The sequence below is a fragment of the Streptomyces sp. SID5643 genome (assembly GCF_009872555.1).
Taxonomy (GTDB): Bacteria; Actinomycetota; Actinomycetes; order Streptomycetales; family Streptomycetaceae; genus Streptomyces; species Streptomyces iakyrus.
On sequence record NZ_WWIC01000100.1, the window covers coordinates 1 to 21,911 of the forward strand.

General features: G+C 72.3%; 17 protein-coding genes. 5 read left to right on the top strand and 12 right to left on the bottom strand.

From position 1 onward, the window contains the following. Positions 1 to 300: 300 nt before the first annotated feature. Positions 301 to 2,673: a polysaccharide lyase family 8 super-sandwich domain-containing protein gene (locus GTY56_RS12405; RefSeq protein WP_161365187.1), complete on the bottom strand. Its 2,373-nt coding sequence runs from the start codon at positions 2,671 to 2,673 to the stop codon at positions 301 to 303. A gap of 215 nt (positions 2,674 to 2,888) precedes the next feature. After that, entirely contained in the window at positions 2,889 to 3,746 is an 858-nt protein-coding gene (locus GTY56_RS12410) for an SDR family NAD(P)-dependent oxidoreductase (protein WP_161365190.1), read from the bottom strand. Positions 3,747 to 4,097: 351 nt separating this feature from the next. Between GTY56_RS12410 and GTY56_RS12415 the strand changes: the two genes are divergently transcribed. Together GTY56_RS12415 and GTY56_RS12420 are read left to right on the top strand one after the other, a co-directional pair. After that, entirely contained in the window at positions 4,098 to 4,700 is a 603-nt protein-coding gene (locus GTY56_RS12415; RefSeq protein ID WP_161365192.1) for a YceI family protein, read from the top strand. A 217-nt stretch (positions 4,701 to 4,917) separates the two neighbouring features. Continuing rightward, positions 4,918 to 5,703 carry a S1 family peptidase gene (locus GTY56_RS12420; protein ID WP_161365194.1) on the top strand — a complete coding sequence of 262 codons (786 nt, stop codon included), beginning with the start codon at positions 4,918 to 4,920 and terminating at the stop codon, positions 5,701 to 5,703. A gap of 80 nt (positions 5,704 to 5,783) precedes the next feature. Here GTY56_RS12420 and GTY56_RS12425 read toward each other — a convergent pair whose 3' ends face one another. Continuing rightward, the gene (locus GTY56_RS12425; RefSeq protein WP_161365198.1) at positions 5,784 to 6,362 is read right to left on the bottom strand and encodes a YdeI/OmpD-associated family protein; all 579 of its coding nucleotides are present in this window, start codon (positions 6,360 to 6,362) and stop codon (positions 5,784 to 5,786) included. Between the two features lie 220 nt (positions 6,363 to 6,582). Beyond that, positions 6,583 to 7,938, bottom strand: a complete 1,356-nt coding sequence (locus GTY56_RS12430) for a hypothetical protein (RefSeq protein ID WP_161365201.1) — start codon at positions 7,936 to 7,938, stop codon at positions 6,583 to 6,585. 149 nt (positions 7,939 to 8,087) lie between these two features. On the opposite strand from GTY56_RS12430, the gene GTY56_RS12435 reads away from it, so the two are divergent. Further along, positions 8,088 to 8,747 (top strand): SLATT domain-containing protein, encoded by a 660-nt coding sequence (locus GTY56_RS12435; protein ID WP_161365208.1) that lies wholly within the window; start codon positions 8,088 to 8,090, stop codon positions 8,745 to 8,747. A 36-nt stretch (positions 8,748 to 8,783) separates the two neighbouring features. Here the strand turns inward: GTY56_RS12435 and cimA are convergent, their stop codons facing one another. The 6 genes from cimA to ureA form a co-directional block, all read right to left on the bottom strand. Next, on the bottom strand, positions 8,784 to 10,388 hold the full coding sequence (gene cimA / locus GTY56_RS12440) for a citramalate synthase (RefSeq protein ID WP_161365210.1): 1,605 nt from the start codon (positions 10,386 to 10,388) through the stop codon (positions 8,784 to 8,786). Positions 10,389 to 10,689: 301 nt separating this feature from the next. Next, entirely contained in the window at positions 10,690 to 11,328 is a 639-nt protein-coding gene (locus tag GTY56_RS40500) for a TolB family protein (protein ID WP_237524728.1), read from the bottom strand. A 784-nt stretch (positions 11,329 to 12,112) separates the two neighbouring features. Then, positions 12,113 to 12,712, bottom strand: coding sequence for a TetR/AcrR family transcriptional regulator (locus GTY56_RS12455; RefSeq protein ID WP_161365212.1), 600 nt, complete (start codon positions 12,710 to 12,712; stop codon positions 12,113 to 12,115). An 8-nt stretch (positions 12,713 to 12,720) separates the two neighbouring features. Then, positions 12,721 to 13,758 carry an agmatine deiminase family protein gene (locus tag GTY56_RS12460; RefSeq protein WP_161365214.1) on the bottom strand — a complete coding sequence of 346 codons (1,038 nt, stop codon included), beginning with the start codon at positions 13,756 to 13,758 and terminating at the stop codon, positions 12,721 to 12,723. Between the two features lie 9 nt (positions 13,759 to 13,767). Next, positions 13,768 to 15,477, bottom strand: a complete 1,710-nt coding sequence (locus GTY56_RS12465; protein ID WP_161365216.1) for an urease subunit alpha — start codon at positions 15,475 to 15,477, stop codon at positions 13,768 to 13,770. Continuing rightward, a complete protein-coding gene (gene ureA, locus GTY56_RS12470) occupies positions 15,474 to 16,181 on the bottom strand; it encodes an urease subunit gamma (RefSeq protein WP_161365218.1) in 708 nt (235 codons plus the stop codon). Before ureA ends, GTY56_RS12465 begins: the two co-directional genes overlap by 4 nt. A 114-nt stretch (positions 16,182 to 16,295) precedes the next feature. Here ureA and GTY56_RS12475 point away from each other — a divergent pair, with 114 nt between their 5' ends. Beyond that, the gene (locus GTY56_RS12475; protein WP_161365220.1) at positions 16,296 to 17,732 is read left to right on the top strand and encodes a cytosine permease; all 1,437 of its coding nucleotides are present in this window, start codon (positions 16,296 to 16,298) and stop codon (positions 17,730 to 17,732) included. Between the two features lie 34 nt (positions 17,733 to 17,766). Here the strand turns inward: GTY56_RS12475 and GTY56_RS12480 are convergent, their stop codons facing one another. Together GTY56_RS12480 and GTY56_RS12485 are read right to left on the bottom strand one after the other, a co-directional pair. Continuing rightward, positions 17,767 to 18,855, bottom strand: a complete 1,089-nt coding sequence (locus tag GTY56_RS12480; protein ID WP_033313230.1) for a branched-chain amino acid aminotransferase — start codon at positions 18,853 to 18,855, stop codon at positions 17,767 to 17,769. Between the two features lie 242 nt (positions 18,856 to 19,097). Next, complete coding sequence (locus tag GTY56_RS12485) at positions 19,098 to 20,141, bottom strand: 3-isopropylmalate dehydrogenase (protein ID WP_033313231.1); 1,044 nt, start codon at positions 20,139 to 20,141, stop codon at positions 19,098 to 19,100. A gap of 154 nt (positions 20,142 to 20,295) precedes the next feature. Here GTY56_RS12485 and GTY56_RS12490 point away from each other — a divergent pair, with 154 nt between their 5' ends. Continuing rightward, positions 20,296 to 21,876, top strand: a complete 1,581-nt coding sequence (locus GTY56_RS12490; protein WP_161365222.1) for a purple acid phosphatase family protein — start codon at positions 20,296 to 20,298, stop codon at positions 21,874 to 21,876. Positions 21,877 to 21,911: the final 35 nt, after the last annotated feature.

Here is a 21,911-nt window from a genome sequence, read left to right on the forward strand (position 1 = left end):
CGCGCGGTCAGCTTGCCCTTGGCGTGCTGCGCGCTGGTCGCCTTCTCGCTCGGTCCGGCCACCGCCTGCGCACGGATCTCGTGCAGTTCGGCCACGCGTCCGCGCGCGTCGGTCGGCTCACCCGGCGCCTCATCCAAAACGGTCATGTAGTGACCTTACGAAGTCGAGCGAGGAATGCGGGCCGTCGACTCCTCACAGTCTCCGGCGTGTTTTCCTGGTACCCCTGAACAGAACCGTGGCGAGGTTGAGCCTTTCCAACTGCTCACGTGGCGTGTCGCTTGTAGGGGTCGCACAAAGCGGTCAGGCGAGAGTCACCTCACAGACATGGGTGGCACATGCCTCCCCCGGGGTGACGCGCACGCGCAGCCGGCGGCCTGTGGAGAACACCTCGACGGTCTCGTCCGCACGGTCGACCCGGCGGACCGGGTGGTCCCAGACGACCTCCAGCGGTTCGCCGGTACGGGGCGGTTCGCTCACGCAGAGGGTAGCGGTGCGGTCCCGGCGCACGACCAGCACGCTCGCGCCACCGGATGCGGAGAGCGGGCCCGCCGTCCCCGCCCGCCAGAAGGTGGCGGCCGTGCAGCCGAGGGAGGGCACGCTGACCGCCTGGCGGCCGGCGTCGTTGGCGAGGACCGACAGCCAGCGGCGGTCTGCGGCACGGCGCGCGACCGAGCGGCGGGAGGCCCCGGGCATCAGGACGTAGGCATACGTGGCGTCCTCGGGGTCGGTGCCGTGGTCGAGCCACAGGGTCTGCCAGCGGCGGGTGCGCCGCTCCGGCGTGCTTCCGGTGTTGATGTCGGACCAGGCGCCGGTGCGGTCCTCGCGCAGCGCCTTCGGCTCGCGGCCGAGGAGGATCCAGCCGCCGTGGTCCTCCAGATGGGCCCAGTTCGGGCCCTTGACGAAGCGCTGGGTGCCGGACGCGCCGAGGTTGCGGTTGTCGACGACCGTCTCGACCGGGACGCCGTCGGAGCAGGTGATCCCGGCACCCAGGCAGATCACCGCGTCCTCGACGCAGAACCAGGACTTGCGGGCTTCGAGGGTGGAGGCGAGGCCCTTGAGGTGCTGGCCCAGGGCCGCGTACGAGCCGTCGGTGGTGCCGCCGACCCAACGCGCGTCCGGGCGGGCCGTGCCCCACTCGCCGCCTTCACCGTCGGCGAGCCGCTTGGTCGAGACGGTGGTGCCGGGCAGGCGGTACCAGTCGACGGTCGGCCAGAACCAGTCCGTGTACTGGTCGCCGGCGCCCTCCGCCCACCAGCTGACCATGCCGGCTCCGGTGTGCCAGCCGCGGGGGTTCTCGCCGTTGCCGCACTCGTAGTGGGCGATGCGGTCGCTGGCCATGGCGATGTTCACGGTGAAACCGGGGCCGCGGTGGACGGCGCGGTCCATGGCGGCGAAAAGGTGGTGCCCGGGAGGTTCGGGCGCGGCCGGGACGGGTGAGACGGAGATGGCGTGCAGCCGGGCCAGGTCGGCAACGCCGAACTGGGGTGCCGTCAGGATCGGGCTCACGGTGTCGCGTTCCATCCAGCCCTTGACGCGGGCGTGCCAGCGCTCGCGTTCGGCGGGGCTCGCGCCGGCCGCGAGCAGGGCGATCGCGGCGATGAGCTGGTGGCCGTGGTAGTGGTCGCTGCGCAGCAGCTTGCGGTCGTCGGTGGTGAGGTGACCGCGGCTGATGGCCCGGCCGTTGACGCTGTCCATGACCAGCCCGTCGTGGATGAGCGGCGCGTAGGCGCGCTCGACGCTGTCCAGGACGATCTGCCGGCTGGGGTCGGTGACCTCCCAGTCGGATCCGGCGAGCAGGGCGAAGAGCCGGCCGAGACCGTCGAGCACGACCTGGCCGTACGTACCCGAGTAGGCGACCCAGGTGTGCTGGACGAACGAGCCGTCGGCGTAGAGGCCGTCGCCCCGGGTGACATGGGGGAAGACCGGGGAGAGGGCGTCCCGGCCGAGGGCGGTCCTGGCGGGGTCGCGGCCGAGGATGCCGCGCAGGATGACGGAGCGGCACAGGTCGACGCGGTTGGCGCCGGTGGAGGTGCCGCTGTAGTCGGCGAGGGCCGCATCGGGGATGAAGTGGTCGACGGCGTCGCAGGCGGCACGGACGCGCGCCTCCCCCAGCTCCTCGTACAGGGCGGCCGTGATGTCCATCAGCAGGCGGGGGCTGCCGATCTGCCACTCCCACCAGTTGCCGTAGCGGGTGGTTGCGGGGTGGTAGACGGTGGCGGAGAGGTGGTCGAGGCCGTGCAGGATGCCGTCGAGAAGGGCGGGGTCGGCGGTGGAACCGGTGCCCTGCTGGACGTAGGCCCGGGTCATGGTCCAGAGCCGGCCGTAGCTGAGGGTGATGCCGGCCGGCGGATCGAAGGGGTGGCCGGGCCAGAGGGAGTCCGCCGCCGGAGCCATGCTCGCGCGCAGATCGCGGGCGAGTGCGCCGGTCTCGGCGAGGCGGGCGGCGTAGGGCTCGGCCGCCGGGTCGTAACCGGCGCCGAGCGCGATGTCGAGCCAGCGGCGGCGCAGGGTGTCGTACGGATCGCCCGGCACGTCGGCGCCCCGGCCCGCGGCGGCCGCGCTCCCGGTCGCCGCCAGCGCCGCGGCGGCCAGCAGCAGGGCTCGGCGGCCGGGGCGGAACGGGGCGGCGGCCCCGGCGGTACGACGAGGGCGGACGCGGCGCTGGGGAGTCATGCCCATGCCCTACCACGGGGAGGCGGTCACCTGAACGGTGCGTCCGGCCGGAGTGACCGGAACGGGGGAACGGCCGGCCGGGCGCCGGAGCGCGCCCCAGGGGAGCCCGCACAGCTCTCGCCTGCTCCGCGACGCCCGGCACGCCGAGAGCGCGCACCGAACGCCGCGGCGTAGGCCCTCCGGTCGAACGGCGCGACCTTGCCTGCGGACACCCCCTAGCCGAAGCGGTTCAGCAGGCGGCGGTACAGGCCCGGCGCGAGGCCGCGGACCCGGCCGGGGACGGTCAGCCAGGTGGGGACGTAGGCCTCGTCGCGGTTGTGCCGGACGGCCTCCCAGATGGTGCCGGCGACGCTGCCGGGCGAGAGGAGGCCGGTGCGGGTGCCGTCGTAGGGCCTGCCGCGGCGGGTGTGGAAGGGCGTGTCGACGGCTCCGGGCACGACGAAGGTCACGCCCACGCCCGTGCCGCGCAGTTCTTGGCGCAGCGCCTCGGCGAAGGCGGCCAGGCCGGCTTTGGCGGCGGAGTACACCGCCTCCTCCCGCAGGCCCACGCAGCCGGCGACCGAGCCGAGCAGCACCACGCGGCCGCGTCCTGCCGCGATCATGGAGGGCAGTACCTCGCGCACGAGGTGCAGGGTGGCGTTGAGGTCCAGGGTCAGCACCCGGTCGATGTCGGTGTGCGGCATGGTCGCGAAGGGGCCCGCCCAGCCCATGCCCGCCCCGGCGACCAGGACGTCGATCCGGCCGGTGGTGTGCAGCGCCGAGCGGGCCAGCAGGCGCGGGCCGTCCGGGGCGGCGAGGTCGGCGGGCAGGACGACGGCCGTGGTGCCGGACGCCGTCTGCTCCAGGCGGTGCCGGTCGCGTCCGCTGAGGAGCAGCTGCCAGCCGTCCATCGCGAACCGCCGGGCCGTGGCCGCCCCGATACCGGAGGAGGCGCCGGTGACCAGGGCGACGCGCCGGTCGAGACGTCGCGGCGGCCCGTACTGGTTCACCCGGACGGGGACGGGGGTCGTGGAGCGGCGCGGGGCGGGGTCCGCCGGTGGGTCGTAGGCCGAGCCGGAGCCGGTGAGTGTCACGAGTCGCTCCCCTGCGCTGTGCGTCCGCCGTGGTCTCGTCTGTCTCCATACGGTCACTGAAAACGGAACCCCGTCTTGCCGGAGGCCGCCACCGCAGGGTGGGCCGGCCGGGGCCGGGTGCCCGGGCTCCATCGGCCCCCGGCCCTGGGAGGACCGCGTGCCGGGGCGCGGTGCGCCGCATCCGGCAGGACCACTCCCGCGGACGGGGCATTCGGCCAAGCGGGCGTACGGGAGGCACGCACGTCCTTCGGCCCACCCGCCGAAGATGTTGAACATTGAACGGAATAGGTCTACGGTGGGTCGCGTTGGAGTAGTTAAAGATTCAACATCACAACGCAGGAGGCGTACCCCATGAGCATCTTCAGCCGCAACGACGCCCAGACCGCCACCGCCACCGGTGCCGTGAACCCCGAGCCGGCCGCCCTGACCGGCGACTACACGATCGACCCCGCGCACTCGACGATCGGCTTCGTCGCCCGGCACGCCATGGTCACCAACGTCAAGGGCGGCTTCCAGGACTTCACCGGCACGCTCCACCTCGACGGCAGCGACCCGTCGCGGTCCACGGCCTCCATCGACGTCGTGATGGACAGCATCAGCACGGGCAACGCCGACCGCGACGGCCACCTCAAGAGCGCGGACTTCTTCAAGGCGGACGAGTTCCCGGCCATGACGTTCCGCTCCACCAAGGCGGAGGCGCTCGGCGGTGACGACTACCGGATCACCGGCGAGCTGACGATCCTCGGCACGACCCGTCCCCTCGCCATCGACCTGGAGTTCAACGGCGCCGCGAAGGACCCCTTCGGCAACGAGCGCGTCGGTTTCGAGGGCAAGGCGGAGATCCTTCGTTCCGAGTGGGGCCTGACCTGGAACGCCGCACTGGAGACCGGTGGTGTCCTGGTGTCGGACAAGATCAAGCTCAACTTCGACATCTCGGCCATCCGGACCGCGTGAGCTCCGTGGGACCGGCCCGGTGATCCCACCCGGGCCGGTCTGGCCGGTTCCCGCCCCTTGTGAAAAGACTGTCGGCGTTCCCATAATCCAGCAGCGATATTTTGACCAGTCCATGCCAGCACATGGACGTTCTTTTTGCTCCTGCTGCTGTCATGCGCTCGTCAATTTGATGCTTCGGTTGCACCTCCCCAGTCAACCCCCCACGGAAGGCATCACGTTGAAGAGACTCCTCACGGCCCTCAAGAGATGCGCGGCCCTCGGCGCCGCCGCGCTCGCGATCGCCAGTCTCCAGCCCGTTTCCGCCGCGCACGCCGCGCCGTCGCCCGTGGTCGGCGGGACCCGGGCCGCACAGGGCGAGTTCCCGTTCATGGTCCGGCTCTCCATGGGCTGTGGCGGCGCGCTCTACACCCAGCAGATCGTGCTCACGGCCGCGCACTGTGTGGGCGGTTCAGGCAACAACACGAGCATCACCGCCACTGCGGGGGTCGTCGACCTCCAGTCCACCAGCGGCCGGGTCCAGGTCCGCTCCACCAAGGTGCTGCGCGCCCCCGGCTACAACGGCACCGGCAAGGACTGGGCGCTCATCAAGCTCGCCCAGCCCATCAACCTGCCGACGCTCAAGATCGCCACGACCACGCAGTACAACGCCGGTGACTTCACGGTCGCCGGCTGGGGCGCGAACCGCGAGGGCGGCTCCCAGCAGCGCTACCTCCTGAAGGCGACCGTGCCCTTCGTCAGCGACGCCGCGTGCAAGGCCTACGGCGGTCTGTACAGCGGCCTCGTCGCGAACGAGGAGATCTGCGCCGGCTTCGACGCGGGCGGCGTCGACACCTGCCAGGGCGACTCCGGCGGCCCGATGTTCCGCAAGGACAACGCCGGCGGCTGGATCCAGGTCGGCATCGTGAGCTGGGGTGAGGGCTGCGCCCGGCCCGAGGCCCCCGGCGTCTACACGGAGGTCTCCACCTTCGCCTCCGCCATCGCCTCGGCGGCGTCGACCCTCTGACCGACGGCTTTCAGGGCCCGACACCGTCGCGGTGTCGGGCCCGTCCTCATCGCGCTCGCGCCACGGTCGCCCCGTGGGGGTCAGCGCGTTGAGACGCCGGATTCCAGCTTCTTCACCGTCGCCGCCACCTGCGCGGCGCGCCTTTTCGTCGTCCTGGCGCGGAGCACGCCGAGCATCGCCAGGTAGCGGTCCGTGCGGCCCAGGGTCTCGAAGGCCGCGGCGGCGCGGGGACTGCGGGCCAGGGCCGCCGCCAGGTCGGCCGGGACCTCGGCCTCCTTCTGGGACGCGTACGCCGCGTCCCACCGGCCGTCCGCCCGGGCGGACGCCACCTCCGCGAGGCCGCCGGGCCGCATCCGCCCGGCGGCTGTCAGTTCCTCGACGCGCCGGACGTTGACCATGGACCAGAGACTGCCGGGGCGGCGCGGGGTGATCCGCTGGAGGTAGTACGACGTGTCGAGTCCCTTGCGCTGCCCGGTGATCCAGCCGTGGCACAGCGCCACGTCGTTGACGTCGGCGGCCGTGACGGAGGGGACCCCCGAGCCCTTCTTCGCGACCCTGACCCAGAGGCCGGGGTGCGGGGCAGGGTGTGCCGTCAGCCAGGAGTCCAGGTCGGCCACGGTCGCGAAGGAGAGAGGGCCGGCGCCGTCGGAGGTGGTCATGGCGCCACCGTAGGGAGGAAGTAGGACAGGTGCCGTCCGCTGTGCGAGCAGCATGCGTGCCCTGGCCCCCTGGGCCGCACGCTCCGTCCCGGCACTCGCGCTCGTCGTCGCCCAGGGTGCCCTGTCCTTCGGTGTCGGCTCCACGTCGATCGCCCGGGCACCGTGCGCGGCCCTGGGGGCACCGACCGGCCCGGGAGGTTCCCGACGGCCCCCGCCTCCGTCAGAACCCGCCTCCGAAGTCCCCTCCCCCGCCGAAGCCGCCCCCGCCGCCGAAGTCTCCGCCGCCGAAGTCACCGCCGAAATCACCGGTGTCGAAGTCCGCGCCGGAGACGTCGCCGCCCTCGTAGCCGCCGAAGTCGCCGTAGCCGGAGCCGTAGTCGGCCGCGTAGGCGGGGCCGGCCATCATGCTGCCGAGCATGGTGCCGACGAGGAGGCCGGGCAGCAGTCCGCCACCGAAGTAACCGCCGGCCCAGGGGCCGTACGCCGGCCCGGCCTCCCAGTAGGGGCGGCGGCCGTAGTCGGTGTCGACCTCGCGGATCGCCGGGTCGCGGCCCTCGGCGAGACGCCTCTCGTCGGCCGCGCAGACCGGGACCTCGCGGGCCGCACCGCCCGGGGGCGTCCAGGTGGCGTCGGCGACGGAGGGCCCGTGGCGCGGGTCGAAGAAGCAGGGCGGGCGGCGCTCCGGCAGGACCCCGCCCTCGCGGCGGGCCGCGAGCCGGGCCAGGGAGAACCGGCCGTCCTCCACGGCCTGGGTGACGGCCCGGACGTCCTCCGGTTTCGCCGCCGCCGCCATGAGGGACTTGGCCTGTTCGTAGGAGTCCAGGGCACGCTCGTAGTCGGTGCGCATCGCGTCGTCGGCGCCGGGCTCCCCGGGGTGGAAGTCGAGGCGGTCGAGTTCCTCGCCGAAGGCGGTGATGTCCTCGTCGACGACCACCCGCAGCTTCTCCAGCGCGGCCCGCTGCTCCTCTTCGTGGCGGCGCCGGTTGCGGCGGACCAGGGCGTAGGCGCCCGCGCCGCCGGCCGCGACCAGCGCGCCGACCGTGATCAGGCCGCCGACCGGCACGTCGGTGCCCGGGCCGCCGCTCCAGCTGCTCGGCGCCGAACCGCCCACGTTGCGCAGGGCGTCGTCGACGAAGTCGTTCAGCTGGGCCTTGGTGTCACCCGCGTCCTGCACCGCCGTGACCAGGTTGGACACCGCCTGCCGGCTCATCACGGAGCTGTCGGCACGGGCGTCGAACCGGTCACCGAGGTGGATGCCGTAGAGGCCGGTGACGCCGGTCTGCGTGCGCAGGTTCCGGAAGAGGTCCTGCGTGGGGTAACCGGCCGGGAGGACGGCCACGAAGACGGGCTTGTCCGCGTCCTTGATCTTGTCGGCGAGCGCCTCGGCGTCCGACGCGGCCAGCTGCCCGGAGGCGGCCGGATCGACGTAGACGGGACTCTCGCGCAGTTCCTGGGCGACCTCCGAGAGGTCGGTGGCCGCGTGCGCACCCGGCGCACCGGCCAGCAGCACCGCCAGTACGGCGGCGACCGGCACGATCAGCAGACGTACGACGGTACGCACCAGTGCGGCCTTCATATGTTCGAAGCTACCCGAAACCACCCATAAAGGGTTATCCGTCGAGACAGGGATTTGTGACCGGGGCTGGGCCTAGGATGCCCTCTGGCCACGGGCCAACCAGGAGGGGCGGTATCAGGGGCATGTTCGGAAGACGCAGGGCCGCGGACATGACGGTGTCCGAACTGACCGAGCTGGACCGCTCGCGCACGCGGGCCGACCTGCTGTGGGAGCTGTTCCGGCACGCCGAGGCGGAGGTGACGTCGGCGATCGGCTGGTACCTGGCGCGGCGCCGGGGGCCGTCGCTGTGGTCGCGCTCGCTGCGGGCGCTCGCCACCCTGCTGGGCATCGTCGGCACGATCACGCCGCTGGTGCACGCGGCCGCACCCACGGCCGTGCAGCCCGAGTGGGGCTTCGTGTTCCTGGCCGGCGGCGCCGGCTGTGTGCTCTTCGACCGGATCTTCGGGTTCTCGGCGTCCTGGACCCGCTACATCCGAGCGGAGATGGCACTCCAGCAGATCCTCAAGAAGGCGCAGTCCGACTGGGCGCAGGCGTTCCTGAGGACCACCGACTCCCCCAGCGACAAGGAGCAGGCCGCCCTGCTCGGGGTGATCGAGCGGCTGCGGGCCGACGCGCAGCGGATCATCGAGGACGAGGGCGCGGCGTGGGTCGGCTATCTGGCCGACGGCGTCGAGGAGCTGACCCGCTCCACGACCAGCGCCACCGGCCAGCGCCCCCACACGGCGGGGCTCTTCCGCCTCGACCGGACCCCCGGCCGTGACCGGGGCGGCGAGGTCCCGGTCCCGCGGTCCCGGGACACGGCGATGTGACACGCGCCCCGGGGCACCCGGCCCGGCCGGCCTGCGCTACTCCGCCGGTGCGACGCCCGCGCGCAACAGCCCGTAGGTGTAGGCGTCCTCCAGGGCCTGCCAGCTCGCGGCGATGACGTTGTCGGCGACGCCGACCGTCGACCACTCACCCGTGCCGTCGGACGTGGAGATCAGCACGCGGGTCGTGGAGTTGGTGCCGTGCTTGCCCTCCAGGATGCGCACCTTGTAGTCCACCAGCTCCAGCTTGGCGAGCGGGGGGTAGATCTTCTCCAGGCCCACGCGCAGGGACCGGTCCAGGGCGTTGACCGGGCCGTTGCCCTCGGCGGTGGCGACGATGCGCTCCCCCTTGGCCCACAGCTTGACCGTGGCCTCGTTGGCGTGGGAGCCGTCGGGCCGGTCCTCGACGATGGCGCGCCAGGACTCGACCTCGAAGTAGCGCAGCGGCCCGCCCTGGACCTCGGCGCGCAGCAGGAGTTCGAAGCTGGCGTCGGCCGCCTCGTACGTGTAGCCCTTGAGCTCGCGTTCCTTCACGCGCTCGACCACCCGGCCGACCAGCTCGCGGTCGCCGCCGAGGTCGATGCCGAGCTCCTTGCCCTTGAGCTCGATGGACGCCCGCCCGGCCATGTCGGAGACCAGCATGCGCATGGTGTTGCCGACCTGCTCGGGGTCGATGTGCTGGTACAGGTCCGGGTCGACCTTGATCGCCGAGGCGTGCAGTCCGGCCTTGTGGGCGAAGGCAGAGAGGCCGACGTAGGGCTGGTGCGTGGAGGGGGTGAGGTTGACGACCTCGGCGATGGCGTGCGAGATGCGGGTCATCTCGCGCAGGTGCCCGTCGGGCAGGACCTTCTTGCCGTACTTCAGCTCCAGGGCCGCCACGACCGGGAAGAGGTTGGCGTTGCCGACGCGCTCGCCGTAGCCGTTGGCCGTGCACTGCACGTGCGTCGCGCCCGCGTCGACGGCGGCCAGGGTGTTGGCGACCGCGCAGCCCGTGTCGTCCTGGGCGTGGATGCCGAGCCGGGCGCCGGTGTCGGCGAGGACCGTGGAGACGACGGCCTGGATCTGCGCGGGGAGCATGCCGCCGTTGGTGTCGCACAGGACGACGACGTCCGCGCCGGCCTCCGACGCCGTGCGGACGACCGCCTTGGCGTACTCGGGGTTGGCCCGGTAGCCGTCGAAGAAGTGCTCGCAGTCGATGAAGACGCGGCGGCCCTGCTCCTTGAGGAAGGACACGGTGTCGCGAACCATCGCCAGGTTCTCGTCCAGGGTGGTGCGCAGGGCGAGTTCGACATGGCGGTCGTGCGACTTGGCGACCAGCGTGATCACCGGCGCGCCGGACTCCAGGAGCGCCTTGACCTGCGGATCCTGATCGGCGGTGGTGCCGGCGCGGCGGGTGGAGCCGAACGCGACGAGCTGGGCGTGCCGGAAGTCGATCTCCTGCTGGGCGCGGGCGAAGAACTCGGTGTCCCGGGGGTTGGCGCCCGGCCAGCCGCCCTCGATGAAGCCCACGCCGAAGTCGTCCAGGTGCCGTGCGATGGCCAGCTTGTCGGCGACGGTGAGGTTGATGCCCTCGCGCTGGGCGCCGTCGCGCAGGGTGGTGTCGAAGACGTGGAACGAATCGTCGAGGTCGCTGGTAGCGGTCATGGTCTCAAGGCTCCTGAGGATGGGATCTCGGTCGTACCGGAATGACCGGCTCCACCGCCCTCACATACTCCCTCGCGCTCTCGCCTCCGGCTGTGGGTGGGCCAGAAATGCGAAAAACCTCTCGCGGGTGCGAGAGGTCTGCGCGCGGGTCGAGGACGACGGTGTCCACCCGTACCTGGTCGTACGTGGTGGTCACTGCGGACCGGCGCGCCTGCTGCCAATAATCATGGCGAACGAGAGCACGGAGGCAGTCTGGCACAACCCCCGCGCTTCGCTCACGGTTGTCTCAGGATGCGGTCGGTCACTTCATGTGACGGACGTAGACGTGCGAGGTGTCGTACATGTCGCCGGGCACGAGGTCGGGTGAGGCGCTGCCGAAGGCGATGGTGCGGCCGTGGCGGTCGGTCACCGGGGCGGACACGCTCTGGTCGTTGGCGCCGCCCCCGGCGTCCGGGCTGGCGAGGACCGTGGTCCCGGTGCGCAGGTCGCGGACGTAGGCCCGGGTCGTGCGGTTCGTGTCACCCGGGTCGGCTGAGGTGAAGGCCAGGTGGCGGCTGTCCGCGCCGAGGCTCGGATGCGCGGTGAAGGCGGCCGGGTCGGCGGCGTCGATCCGGCGCAGCTCGCCCGTCCTCAGGTCGCGGACGAAGACGTTGTGCCCCTGGTTGGTGTCTCCCGGGGTGAGCCGCGAGTCGAGGGAGTTGAAGACCGCGTACCGGCCGTCCGCGCTGACCTGCGGGAACTCGCTCTGCCCGTCGGAGGTCCGGCCGGCCGGGGCCCGGTCGGCCTGGATCAGCTCGCCGCTCGGGACGTCGCGGACGTAGACGTCGCTCCAGTCGCCCGAGGCGGGGTGCGGGACGAAGAACCGGTAGCCGACGCGCTTGCCGTCGGCACTGATGGACGGGTGGCCGGCGGCGGTCTTGCGGTCGCCGGCCGCGGGCACCTGGCTGATGCGGACGGCCTTGCCGCCGGTGCGGTCGACGCGGTAGACCCGGCCCCAGCGGTCCTCTCCCTCCCCGGGGGCGGACTGCTGGGCGACGAAGGCGACGTAGCGGCCGTCGGCGCTGATGGCGGGCTGCCGGGCGGTGTCGTAGCCGGCTGGCGACGGTGTCCTTGACGCGCTGCACGGCGCCGGTTGTGAGGTCCTCGACCCAGATGTGGCTCAGGCCGTCGCCGCTGCCGGTGGCACTGAAGGCCAGGTACCGGCCGTTGCCACTCAGGGCGACGGCGTCGACGGAGCCGTCGGGCGGGCCGCCGGCCATCCTGGTCGTCCCGGTCCTCAGGTCGCGGACGAAGGCGTCGGCGGCGCCGTCGGTGTCCCCGGCGACGAGGTTGTCGGCGCTGGAGACGAACGCCAGCAGGCGGCCGTCGGCGCTCAGGCTCGGTCCGCCGGAGGGGCCGTTGCCGTCGGTGCCGTCCGGGGCGATGCTCGCCTTCTGGGTCCGCGGCGCCGGTGCGGGCACGGCGGTCGCCGGCAGCGCTGCGGCGGCGCCGAGCGTGCCGGCCAGGGCCACGCCGAGCGCGACGGAAGCGGCCCTCCTGATGCTGGTCATGTGCTGTTCCCCCTGTGTTCCCCGTGTCCCCGCGTCCCCGTGTCCCCGCGTCCCCGTGTCCCCGTGGACGCGTGGACGCGTTTCCCCCGGCCCCGCACCGAGGGCTCCCCAGAGCCAACATCACGACGGTCCGGTGGGTCAATCCGTCGTATTGAGTACAACCCGGGCGGGAGTTCAGGTGTCCGCGAAGAGGCTGTCGGCGAGGAACTCGCGCACGTGTCCGAGGACTTGGGCCCGGTCGGTGCCGCGCAGGCCGATCGCCACGTGGATGGAGAAGCCGTCCAGCAGCGAGCGCAGCCGGGTGGCGAACCGGTCCGGGTCGACCCGGCGGAACTCGCCGCGCGAGACGCCCTCGGCGAGCAGGGCGACGAGGTCGCGGTGCCAGGCGCCCTCGATGGCGGCCTGCCGGTCCCGGGCGTCGGCGTCGGCGTTCTGCGAGCGGTTCCAGACCTCCAGCCACAGCGTCCAGTGCGGGTCGCGGTGACGGTCGGGGACGTACAGGTCGACATAGGCGTCGAGGCGCTCACGGGCAGGAGCGGTCCGGGTCAGCAAACGCCCCCGCTCGGCCCCGAGCCGGCCCTCGCTCCACTCCAGGGTGCGCAGCAGCAGTTCGTCCTTGGAGCCGAAGTAGTAGAGCAGGTGGCCGCTGCTCATGCCGACCTCGCGGCCGAGCGCCGCCATCGTGAGCTTCTCCAGGCCGCGCTCGGCGATCATCTCCATGGCGGCGGCGAGGACGTCCTCGCGGGGCGGGGCCTGCCTGCGCCCACCGGCCATCTGCGCTCCTAGGTCCTCGGCTGCTGCTGGGTGATGCAGTGGATTCCACCACCGCCCGCGAAGATCGTACGGGCGTCCAACAGCGTCACGGTCCGCTCGGGGAAGAGGCGGCGGAAGATGCCGGCCGCGATCTCGTCACGCGGGTCGTCGAAGCCGCACAGGACCACGCCGCCGTTGCAGAGGTAGTGGTTGATGTAGGAGTAGTCGGCCCAGTGGCCGTCGGCCTCCAGAACGGTCGGGGCGGGGACCTCGACGACCTCCAGGCGCCGTCCGCGCGCGTCCGTCTGCGACTTCAGCAGGCCGATGACCTCCCGGGTCACCTCGTGGTCGGGGTGGGCCGGGTCCGGCTGGGAGTGCGCCACGACGACGCCCGGGCGGGCGAAGGCCGCGACGATGTCGACGTGGCCGAGGGTGCCGAAGCCGTGGGGAGCGTAGTCACCGGTCAGGCCGCGGGGCAGCCAGATCGCCTTGCGGGTGCCGAGCTGGGCGTGGATCTCGGCCTCGGCCTGCTCGCGGGACCAGCCCGGGTTGCGCTCCGGGCCGAGCTGGACGGTCTCGGTGAGCAGGACCGTGCCCTCGCCGTCGACGTGGATCGCCCCGCCCTCGTTGACGAGCTTCGAGGCGTACGTGCGCGCCCCGGCAAGGCCGGCGACGTACCCGGCGATCTTCGCGTCGTGGTCCCACCGGGCCCACTCCTGGGCGCCCCAGCCGTTGAACGTCCAGTCGACAGCGGCCAGTTCCCCCGTGCCGTCGGTCAGGAAGGTGGGTCCGATGTCGCGCATCCAGGCGTCGTCGAGGTCCCGCTCGACCGTGTCGACGCCCTCCCCCAGCAGCGCACGCGCCTCGCCCGACTGCCCCGGCCCGCACACCACCGTCACCGGCTCGAAGCGGCGCACGGCCCGGGCGACCGCGGCCCAGGAGACCCGGGCGGCGGCCAGCTCCCCCGGGTCGTCGAAGGTCTCGTTCGGGCCCGGCCAGGCCATCCAGGTCCGCTCGTGCGGGACCCATTCGGCGGGCATGCGGAAGCCGTCGGCGGCTGCGGACATCGTTGATCCTCAGAGGAAGTAGAGACGGTTGAGGGAGACGGACTCGGCGGGTTCGGAGCGCAGCGGCTCGCCGTCGAGGGTGACGAGACCGGTGCGCCGGTCGACGTCGACGGCTCCGGTACGGGAGTTGCGGTGCAGGTCGGCCGGGCCGATGCCGCGGGTGCCGCGCACGGCGACCCTGCGGCGCCGGGTCGGCAGGGTGTCGTGCCCCTGGTCGAGTGCGGCCCGCGCGACGAACGCCACCGATATCTCGGCCGGTGTCGCGCCGTGCGCGCCGAACTGCGGTCCGAGGACCAGGGGTTCGCAGGTGTCGGTCGCCGCGTTCGGGTCGCCGGTCACGCCGTACGCGGGGAAGCCGGCCTTCAGCACCAGCTGCGGCTTGGCGCCGAAGTACTCGGGCCGCCACAGCACGATGTCGGCGAGCTTGCCGGTCTCGATGGACCCGACCTCGTGCGAAAGCCCGTGCGCCAGGGCGGGGTTGATGGTCAGCTTGGCCAGGTAGCGCAGGACGCGCTCGTTGTCGTGCCGGTCCGGTGCGCCGAACTCGGCCTTCATCTTCCCGGCCATGGCGAACGTACGGCGGACCGTCTCGCCCGCGCGGCCCATGCCCTGCGCGTCCGAGGAGGTGATGCCGATGGCCCCCAGGTCGTGCAGGACGTCCTCGGCGCCCATGGTGCCGGACCGGATGCGGTCCCGGGCCATGGCGGCGTCGCCCGGCAGGTCGGTCTTGAGGTCGTGGACCGAGACGATCATGCCGTAGTGCTCGGCGACGGCGTCCCGGCCGAAGGGCAGGGTCGGGTTGGTGGAGGAGCCGATGACGTTCGGCACGCCCGCCATCTTCAGCACGTTGGGCACGTGTCCACCGCCGCAGCCCTCGATGTGGAAGGCGTGGATCGTCCGGCCCTCCAGCACGCGCAGGGTGTCCTCCACCGACAGGCATTCGTTCAGCCCGTCGCTGTGCAGCGCGACTTGGACGTCGTGCTCCTCGGCGACGCGCAGCGCGGTGTCCAGGGCGCGGGTGTGGGCGCCCATGTCCTCGTGCACCTTGAAGCCGCTCGCCCCTCCCTCGGCGAGGGCCTCCACGAGGGGCGCCGGGCGGGACGACGAACCCCGGGCCAGGAAGCCGATGTTGACGGGCCAGGCGTCGAACGCGCCGAACGCGTGCCGCAGCGCCCAGGGCGAGTTGACGCCGACGCCCCACACGGGCCCGAACTCCTGCCCGATGATCGTGGTCACGCCGGACGCCAGCGAGGCCTCCATGACGCGCGGCGACAGCAGGTGGACATGGGTGTCGACGGCCCCGGCGGTGGCGATGAGGCCCTCGCCGGAGACGATCGAGGTGCCCGTGCCGACGACGACGTCGACCCCGTCGAGGGTGTCGGGGTTGCCGGCCCGTCCGATCGAGCAGATCCGGCCCTCGCGGATGCCGATGGACACCTTCCGGACGCCCTGCACGGCGTCGATCACGACGACGTTGCTGACCACGACGTCACAGGTCTCCCGGACCGCGGCGGCCTTCAGGTGCAGCCCGTCCCGGGCGGTCTTGCCGAATCCGGCGAGGAACTCGTCGCCGGGGCGCTGGGAGTCGGACTCGACCTCGACGACCAGCCCCGAGTCACCCAGACGGATGCGGTCGCCGGCGCGGGGCCCGTGGGTGGCGGCGTACTCGTACGGGGTGAGGCGGCGGGCCTCGGCGGGGTGGCCTCCCGGGCGGCTCATCGTCCGGCCTCCTGGTCAACTGCGGTTTCCGGTACGCCGAGATAGCCGCAGGCGGCGGCCCGCCGCAGCGCCTCCTCCTTGGCGCCCGGCGCGTCCAGCGGCCCGTCGACGAGCCCGGCGAACCCCATCGCGATCCGCTCGCCCCCGATCGGGAGCAGCCCGACCTCGGCACTCTCCCCCGGCCCGAACCGCACGGACGACCCGGCGGGCACGGCCGGCCGCATGCCGTAGGCCCTCCCGCGGTCGAAGCGGAGCCGGGGGTTGGCCTCGAAGAAGTGGAAGTGGGAGGTCACCGAGACGGGCACGGTCGCGGTGTTGGTGACGGTCAGCCGTAGGGCCGGCTCGGGTTCGGGCTGCCCCGGCCCGGGCAGCAGGGCGCCCGGGGCGTCCGCCCCCGAGCCGCCTCCGATGGGGTCGCAGACGACGGCGAGCCGTGAGCCGTCGTCGAAGACGGCCTCGACGTGCACCTCGGTGACGACGTCGGCGACGCCGGGCAGCACGTCATCCGGCGCGAGGACGGACCGGGCGGCCTCGACGGCCTCCGCGAGCCGCTTGCCGTCCCGGGCGGCCTCGCACACCGTGTCGGCGATGAGCGCAGTCGCCTCGGGGACGTTGAGCCTCAGGCCCCTGGCCCTGCGGGCGCGGGCCAGTTCGGCGGCGCCGAAGAGCAGCAGCCGGTCGCGTTCGGTCGGGGTCAGCCGCATGTCACTCCCTCCACTTAGAGCATCACTCTAAACCAAGTTTCCCCTATTTGAAGGGTTGACGACGACGCACTGACCGCATCACATTGAACGTCGCTCTAACCGAGGGAGACCAGCATGCCGATCGAACAGCGCGGAGTCGACACCATCCCCGAGGAGGAACGCACCAGCGGGCCGCGTGATCTCGTCTCGATCCTGCTCGGCTCCAACCTCTGCCTGGGCGTGATCGTCTTCGGCTGGCTGCCGCCGTCCTTCGGTCTGGACTGGTGGTCGTCGGTCAGCGCGGTGCTCGCGGGCACGGTGGTGGGCGTGCTGTTCACGGCCCCGCTGGCCCTGGTCTCGCTGCGCACCGGAACCAACCTGTCGACTTCCTCCGGCGCCCAGTTCGGGGTCCGCGGGCGGCTGGTCGGCTCGGTGGTCGGGCTGCTCCTTGCCCTCGGCTACACGGCGCTGACCGTGTGGATCGGCGGCGACGTGATGGTGAGCGTGCTGGGCCGGCTGGCGGGGCTGCCGCAGGGCGGGGTGTCGTACGGCGTCGTCTACGGGCTGCTCGCCGCGGCCACCGTCGCGGGCGCCGTCCACGGCTACCGGGTGCTGCTGGCGATGTCGCGGATGCTGGCGTTCGGCATGACGGCCCTGCTGGGGCTGGGTGTGATCGCCTACGCCCCCGGCTTCACCACCGCCGCGCTGCCGGAGGCCGGCGGCTACCTGCTGGGCGGGTTCTGGCCCACCTGGCTGCTCGCGGCCGTGGCCGCCGGGCTGTCCGGGCCGGTCGCGTTCATCACGCTGCTCGGCGACTACACCCGTTACATCTCCCCGGTCCGCCACTCCTCCCGCCGGGTGCTGCACGCGACCTGGCTGGGGCTGATGCTGGGCCTGCTGGTGCCGCAGCTGTTCGGCACGTTCACCGCGTACGCGGCCGGGGCGGCCCTGGACTACGCGGGCCCGCTGGTGGACGCGGCCCCGTCCTGGTACCTCGTGCCGCTGCTCCTGGCGGCCTCGGCCGGGTCGGTCGGCAACGCGGGGCTGATGCTCTACTCGATGGGCCTCGACCTGGACGCGATCCTGCCGCGTGCCTCCCGGGCCCGGGCGACGTATGCGGTGGCGGCCGTCGCCACGGGCTGTGTCCTCGCCGGGCACCACTACTCGACCGCGCAGGACGCGATGACGTCCTTCGTGCTGCTCCTGACGGCCATCGGTACGCCGTGGGCCGTCATCACCCTCATCGGCTTCGCCCGCTGCGGCGGGGTCTACGACGCGGACGCCCTCCAGGTCTTCAACCGCAGCGCCCGGGGCGGTCTGTACTGGTACCGCGCCGGCTGGAACCTCCCGGCGACCGCCTCCTGGGCGGCCGGCGCGACCGTCGGCGTCCTGGCGGTGTCCCTGCCGTCGTACGAGGGACCGCTGCTGTCCCTGACCGGCGGGGTGGACTGCAGTTTCCTGCTGTCGGGGGTGGTGGGAGGGGTGGCTTACACGCTGACGACCCCGGGTTCCGTGCGTCAGGAACCCGGGGCCGATGAGGCACGTCGTGCTTCCAGCCCGACCGCTTCATAGGTCCGGGGGCGGAGCCCCCTGGGGCCAGGGCGGCTCAGCCCAGGCGGTGCATCCAGCCGTGGGCGTCCGAGGCCGTGCCCCGCTGGATGTCGAGCAGCGCCTGACGCAGCCGCAGCGTGACCTCGCCCGGCTCTCCCCCGCTCTGCTTCCACTCCGCCCCGGCCCTCTTCACCGTACCGACCGGGGTGATCACCGCGGCCGTACCGCACGCGAAGACCTCCGTCAGCGACCCGTTCTCCGAGTCCCGCTGCCACTGGTCGACCGAAACCCGGCCCTCCTCCGCCTCGTACCCGAGGTCACGGGCGACGGCGAGCAGGGAGTCACGCGTGACGCCCTCCAGGATCGAGCCGGTGAGGGAGGGCGTCACGATCTTGTCGCCGTACACGAAGTACAGGTTCATGCCGCCCAGCTCCTCCACCCACGTGTGCTCCACGGCGTCGAGGTAGCAGACCTGGTCGCAGCCCTTCGTGGCGGCCTCGGCCTGCGCGAGCAGGGACGCCGCGTAGTTACCGCCCGTCTTCGCGTCACCCATGCCGCCGGGGACGGCCCGGACCCGGTCCTCGGAAACCCAGATGGAGACCGGCTTCACGCCCCCGGGGAAGTACGCCCCGGCCGGGGAGGCGATCACCAGGAACAGGTACTCGTTGGCCGGCTTCACACCCAGCCCGACCTCGGTCGCGATCATGAACGGGCGCAGGTAGAGGGACTCCTCACCGCCGTGCGCCGGCACCCATGCCTTGTCCTGCCGCACCAGGGCGTCGCACGCCTCGATGAACGTCTCGACCGGCAGTTCGGGCATCGCGAGCCGGCGTGCGGAGCGCTGGAACCGCTCGGCGTTCTTCTCGGGGCGGAAGGTGGCGACCGAGCCGTCGGGCTGGCGGTAGGCCTTCAGGCCTTCGAAGATCTCCTGGGCGTAGTGCAGGACCGTGGTGGCGGGGTCGAGGGAGATCGGCGCGTACGGCACGAGCTGGCCGTCGTGCCAGCCGCGGCCTTCCGTCCACTTGATCGTCACCATGTGGTCGGTGAAGTGGCGGCCGAACCCGGGGTTGGCCAGGATCCCCTCGCGTTCCGCGGCGGACAGCGGGTTGGCGGAGGGCTTGAGCTCGATCGTGGGCGTCGTCATGGGTTGATGTCCTTCACCGGTTGTAGTGACGGGCCGCGCTCGGTACTGCTCTGATGGTGACCAGTGCTAGGACGTCCGAGCATTCCCTCATTCCGCGGCCTCGCGTTCGATTATCGCCCGGGGGCGGCGGCGGAAGGAACGGGGTGAATGCGGCCCGGTGGTCGATGGTGGCACCCGGCGGGAACATGCGGAAGCCGCCGGGTGCGGTTGCGACCCGGCGGCTTGCGGTGTGCAGCGGCGGGTCAGCCGGCTACGCGTACGGCGAGCGCGTCGCCGATCTCCGAGGTGGAGCGGGCGGGCTTGCCGGTGCGCTCCGACAGGTCGGCGGCGACCGCGTCGTCGATGCGGGCGGCCTCGGCCTCGTAGCCGAGGTGGCGCAGCAGCAGGGCGACGGACAGCACGGTGGCGGTCGGGTCGGCCTTGCCCTGGCCGGCGATGTCCGGGGCCGAGCCGTGCACGGGCTCGAACATCGACGGGAACTCTCCGGAGGGGTTGATGTTGCCGGAGGCCGCCACGCCGATGCCGCCGGAGACGGCCGCGGCGAGGTCGGTGACGATGTCGCCGAAGAGGTTGTCGGTGACGATCACGTCGAAGCGCTCGGGCTGCGTGACTAGGTAGATCGTCGCCGCGTCCACGTGCATGTACTCGGTGGTGACCTCGGGGAACTCCTCGGCCACCTTGTTGAAGATGTTCGTCCACAGGTGGCCGGCGAAGGTCAGCACGTTGTTCTTGTGGATCAGCGCGAGCTTCTTGCGCGGGCGGGCCTGGGCCCGCGCGAAGGCGTCACGCACCACGCGCTCGACACCGAAGGCCGTGTTCACGGAGACCTCGGTGGCGACCTCGTGCTCGGTGCCCTTGCGGATCGTGCCGCCGTTGCCGGTGTAGGGGCCCTCGGTGCCCTCGCGGACCACGACGAAGTCGATCTCCGGCTCGCCCGCGAGCGGGGTGGCGACACCCGGGAGGAGCTTCGACGGACGCAGGTTGACGTGGTGGTCGAAGGCGAAGCGGAGCTTGAGCAGGAAGCCGCGCTCCAGGACGCCGGAGGGCACGGACGGGTCGCCGATCGCGCCGAGCAGGATGGCGTCGTGCCGCTTCAGGGCGTCGAGGTCTGCGTCGGTGAGGGTCTCACCGGTGGCGTGGTAGCGCCGGGCACCGAAGTCGTACTCCTCGGTCTCCAGCTTCACATCCTGCGGAAGGACGGCGGAGAGGACCTTCAGGCCTTCGGCCACGACCTCCTGGCCGATGCCGTCACCGGGGATCACTGCGAGATTGATGCTGCGAGACATGCGGGCACCCTACTCCTCGTCCCATGGAATGACATGGGGTGTCCGTGATGCGGACAGCGGGACGGCACCCGCCCGGGGGACGGCACGCGTCCGTCGGTTCGCGTTCACCCGTACGTGGTGGGGACGTTGGCCGCCGCTGGGAAGTTCACTGGACATGGAGATCCCCCACTTCGGCATCCCGCCCGAGCTCGCCCGCCGGATGAGCATGGCGGAGCAGCACGAGTACCTGCGGACGCGACTGTCGCGGCGGCGCACCCTGGTGACCGCGGGCGCGGTGGCGAGCGGGCTGCTGACCGGCTGCTCCGGTTCCGGATCCCGGTCCGGGCAGGGCGGCGCCACGACGGCCGGGAGCCCGTCGCCCGGCACTTCGAAGGCACCCGGTTCCCTCATCACGCCCTTCGGCCGCCATCTCGCCTTCGGCGCCGACCCGAAGACGCAGATGCGGATCTCCTGGCAGGTGCCGCTCGCGGTACGGAAGCCCTACGTCCGGGTGGGCCTGCGCCCGGACGACCTCGGCCGCAGAGTCGAGGCGGAGCTGCGCGACCTGCACACCCCGGAGCTGAAGGGCGTACGGGCGGCGGTCGACCAGTACTACCTGCACGCCGCGCTGGACGGCCTGCGCCCGGACACCACGTACTACTACGGCGTCGGCCACGAGGGCTTCGACCCGGCCTCCCCGCGGCACCGGCGGACGGTCACGTCCTTCCGCACGGCACCCGCGCGCCCGCCGGAGCGGTTCGTGTTCACGGCGTTCGGTGACCAGGGCGTGGGCGACGAGGCGGCTCTCAACGACCGTACGCTGCTGCGCCGGGAGCCCGCCTTCCATCTGCACGCGGGCGACATCTGCTACGCCGACCCGACCGGCAAGGGCAAGGAGTCGGACGTCTTCGACGCGAGCCAGTGGGACCGGTTCCTCAAGCAGACCGAGCCGGTGGCCCGGTCGGTGCCGTGGATGGTGACGACCGGCAACCACGACATGGAGGCCTGGTACTCACCGGACGGCTACGGCGGCCAGTTCGCCCGCTTCTCCCTGCCGGACAGCGGCTTCGACGCGCGTACGGCACCGGGCGTGTACGCGTTCACGTACGGCAACGTGGGCGTGGTCGCGCTGGACGCGAACGACGTGTCGTACGAGATCCCCGCCAACTTCGGTTACACGGAGGGGAGGCAGACGAAGTGGCTGGACGCCAAGCTCGGCGAGCTGAGGTCCGCGAAAGACGTGGACTTCATCGTCGTCTTCTTCCACCACTGCGCGTACTCGACGTCCACGCACGCCTCCGACGGCGGGGTGCGCGCCGAGTGGCTGCCGCTGTTCGCGCGGCACGAGGTGGACCTGGTGATCAACGGGCACAACCACGTCTACGAGCGGACGGACGCCATCCGCAACGGCGAGGTGGGCCGGCCGGTGCCGGTCGGCGGGACGACGGATCCGCGGCGGGACGGGATCGTCTACGTGACCGCGGGCGGCGGCGGCAAGGAGCTGTACGGCTTTCCCGATGGCGTGAAGGAAAGCTACGAGGGGAACACCGCCGACCACGAGCCGGTCACCACGTTCCGGTGGACCAAGTCCCGGGACACCAAAGCGGAGTCGGCGCAGTGGTCGCGGGTGCGCTACCGCGGCTTCTCGTTCCTCTCGGTGGAGGCGGTCAGCGGCGCCAGGCCGGAACTGAAGGTGTCAGCGCTGGCGTCGAGCGGTGTGCGGATCGACCACTTCGAGGTGCGGCGCGGGGCGTGAGGCCCCGCACCGCTCCCCGTCGGGCGGCTCCCGGT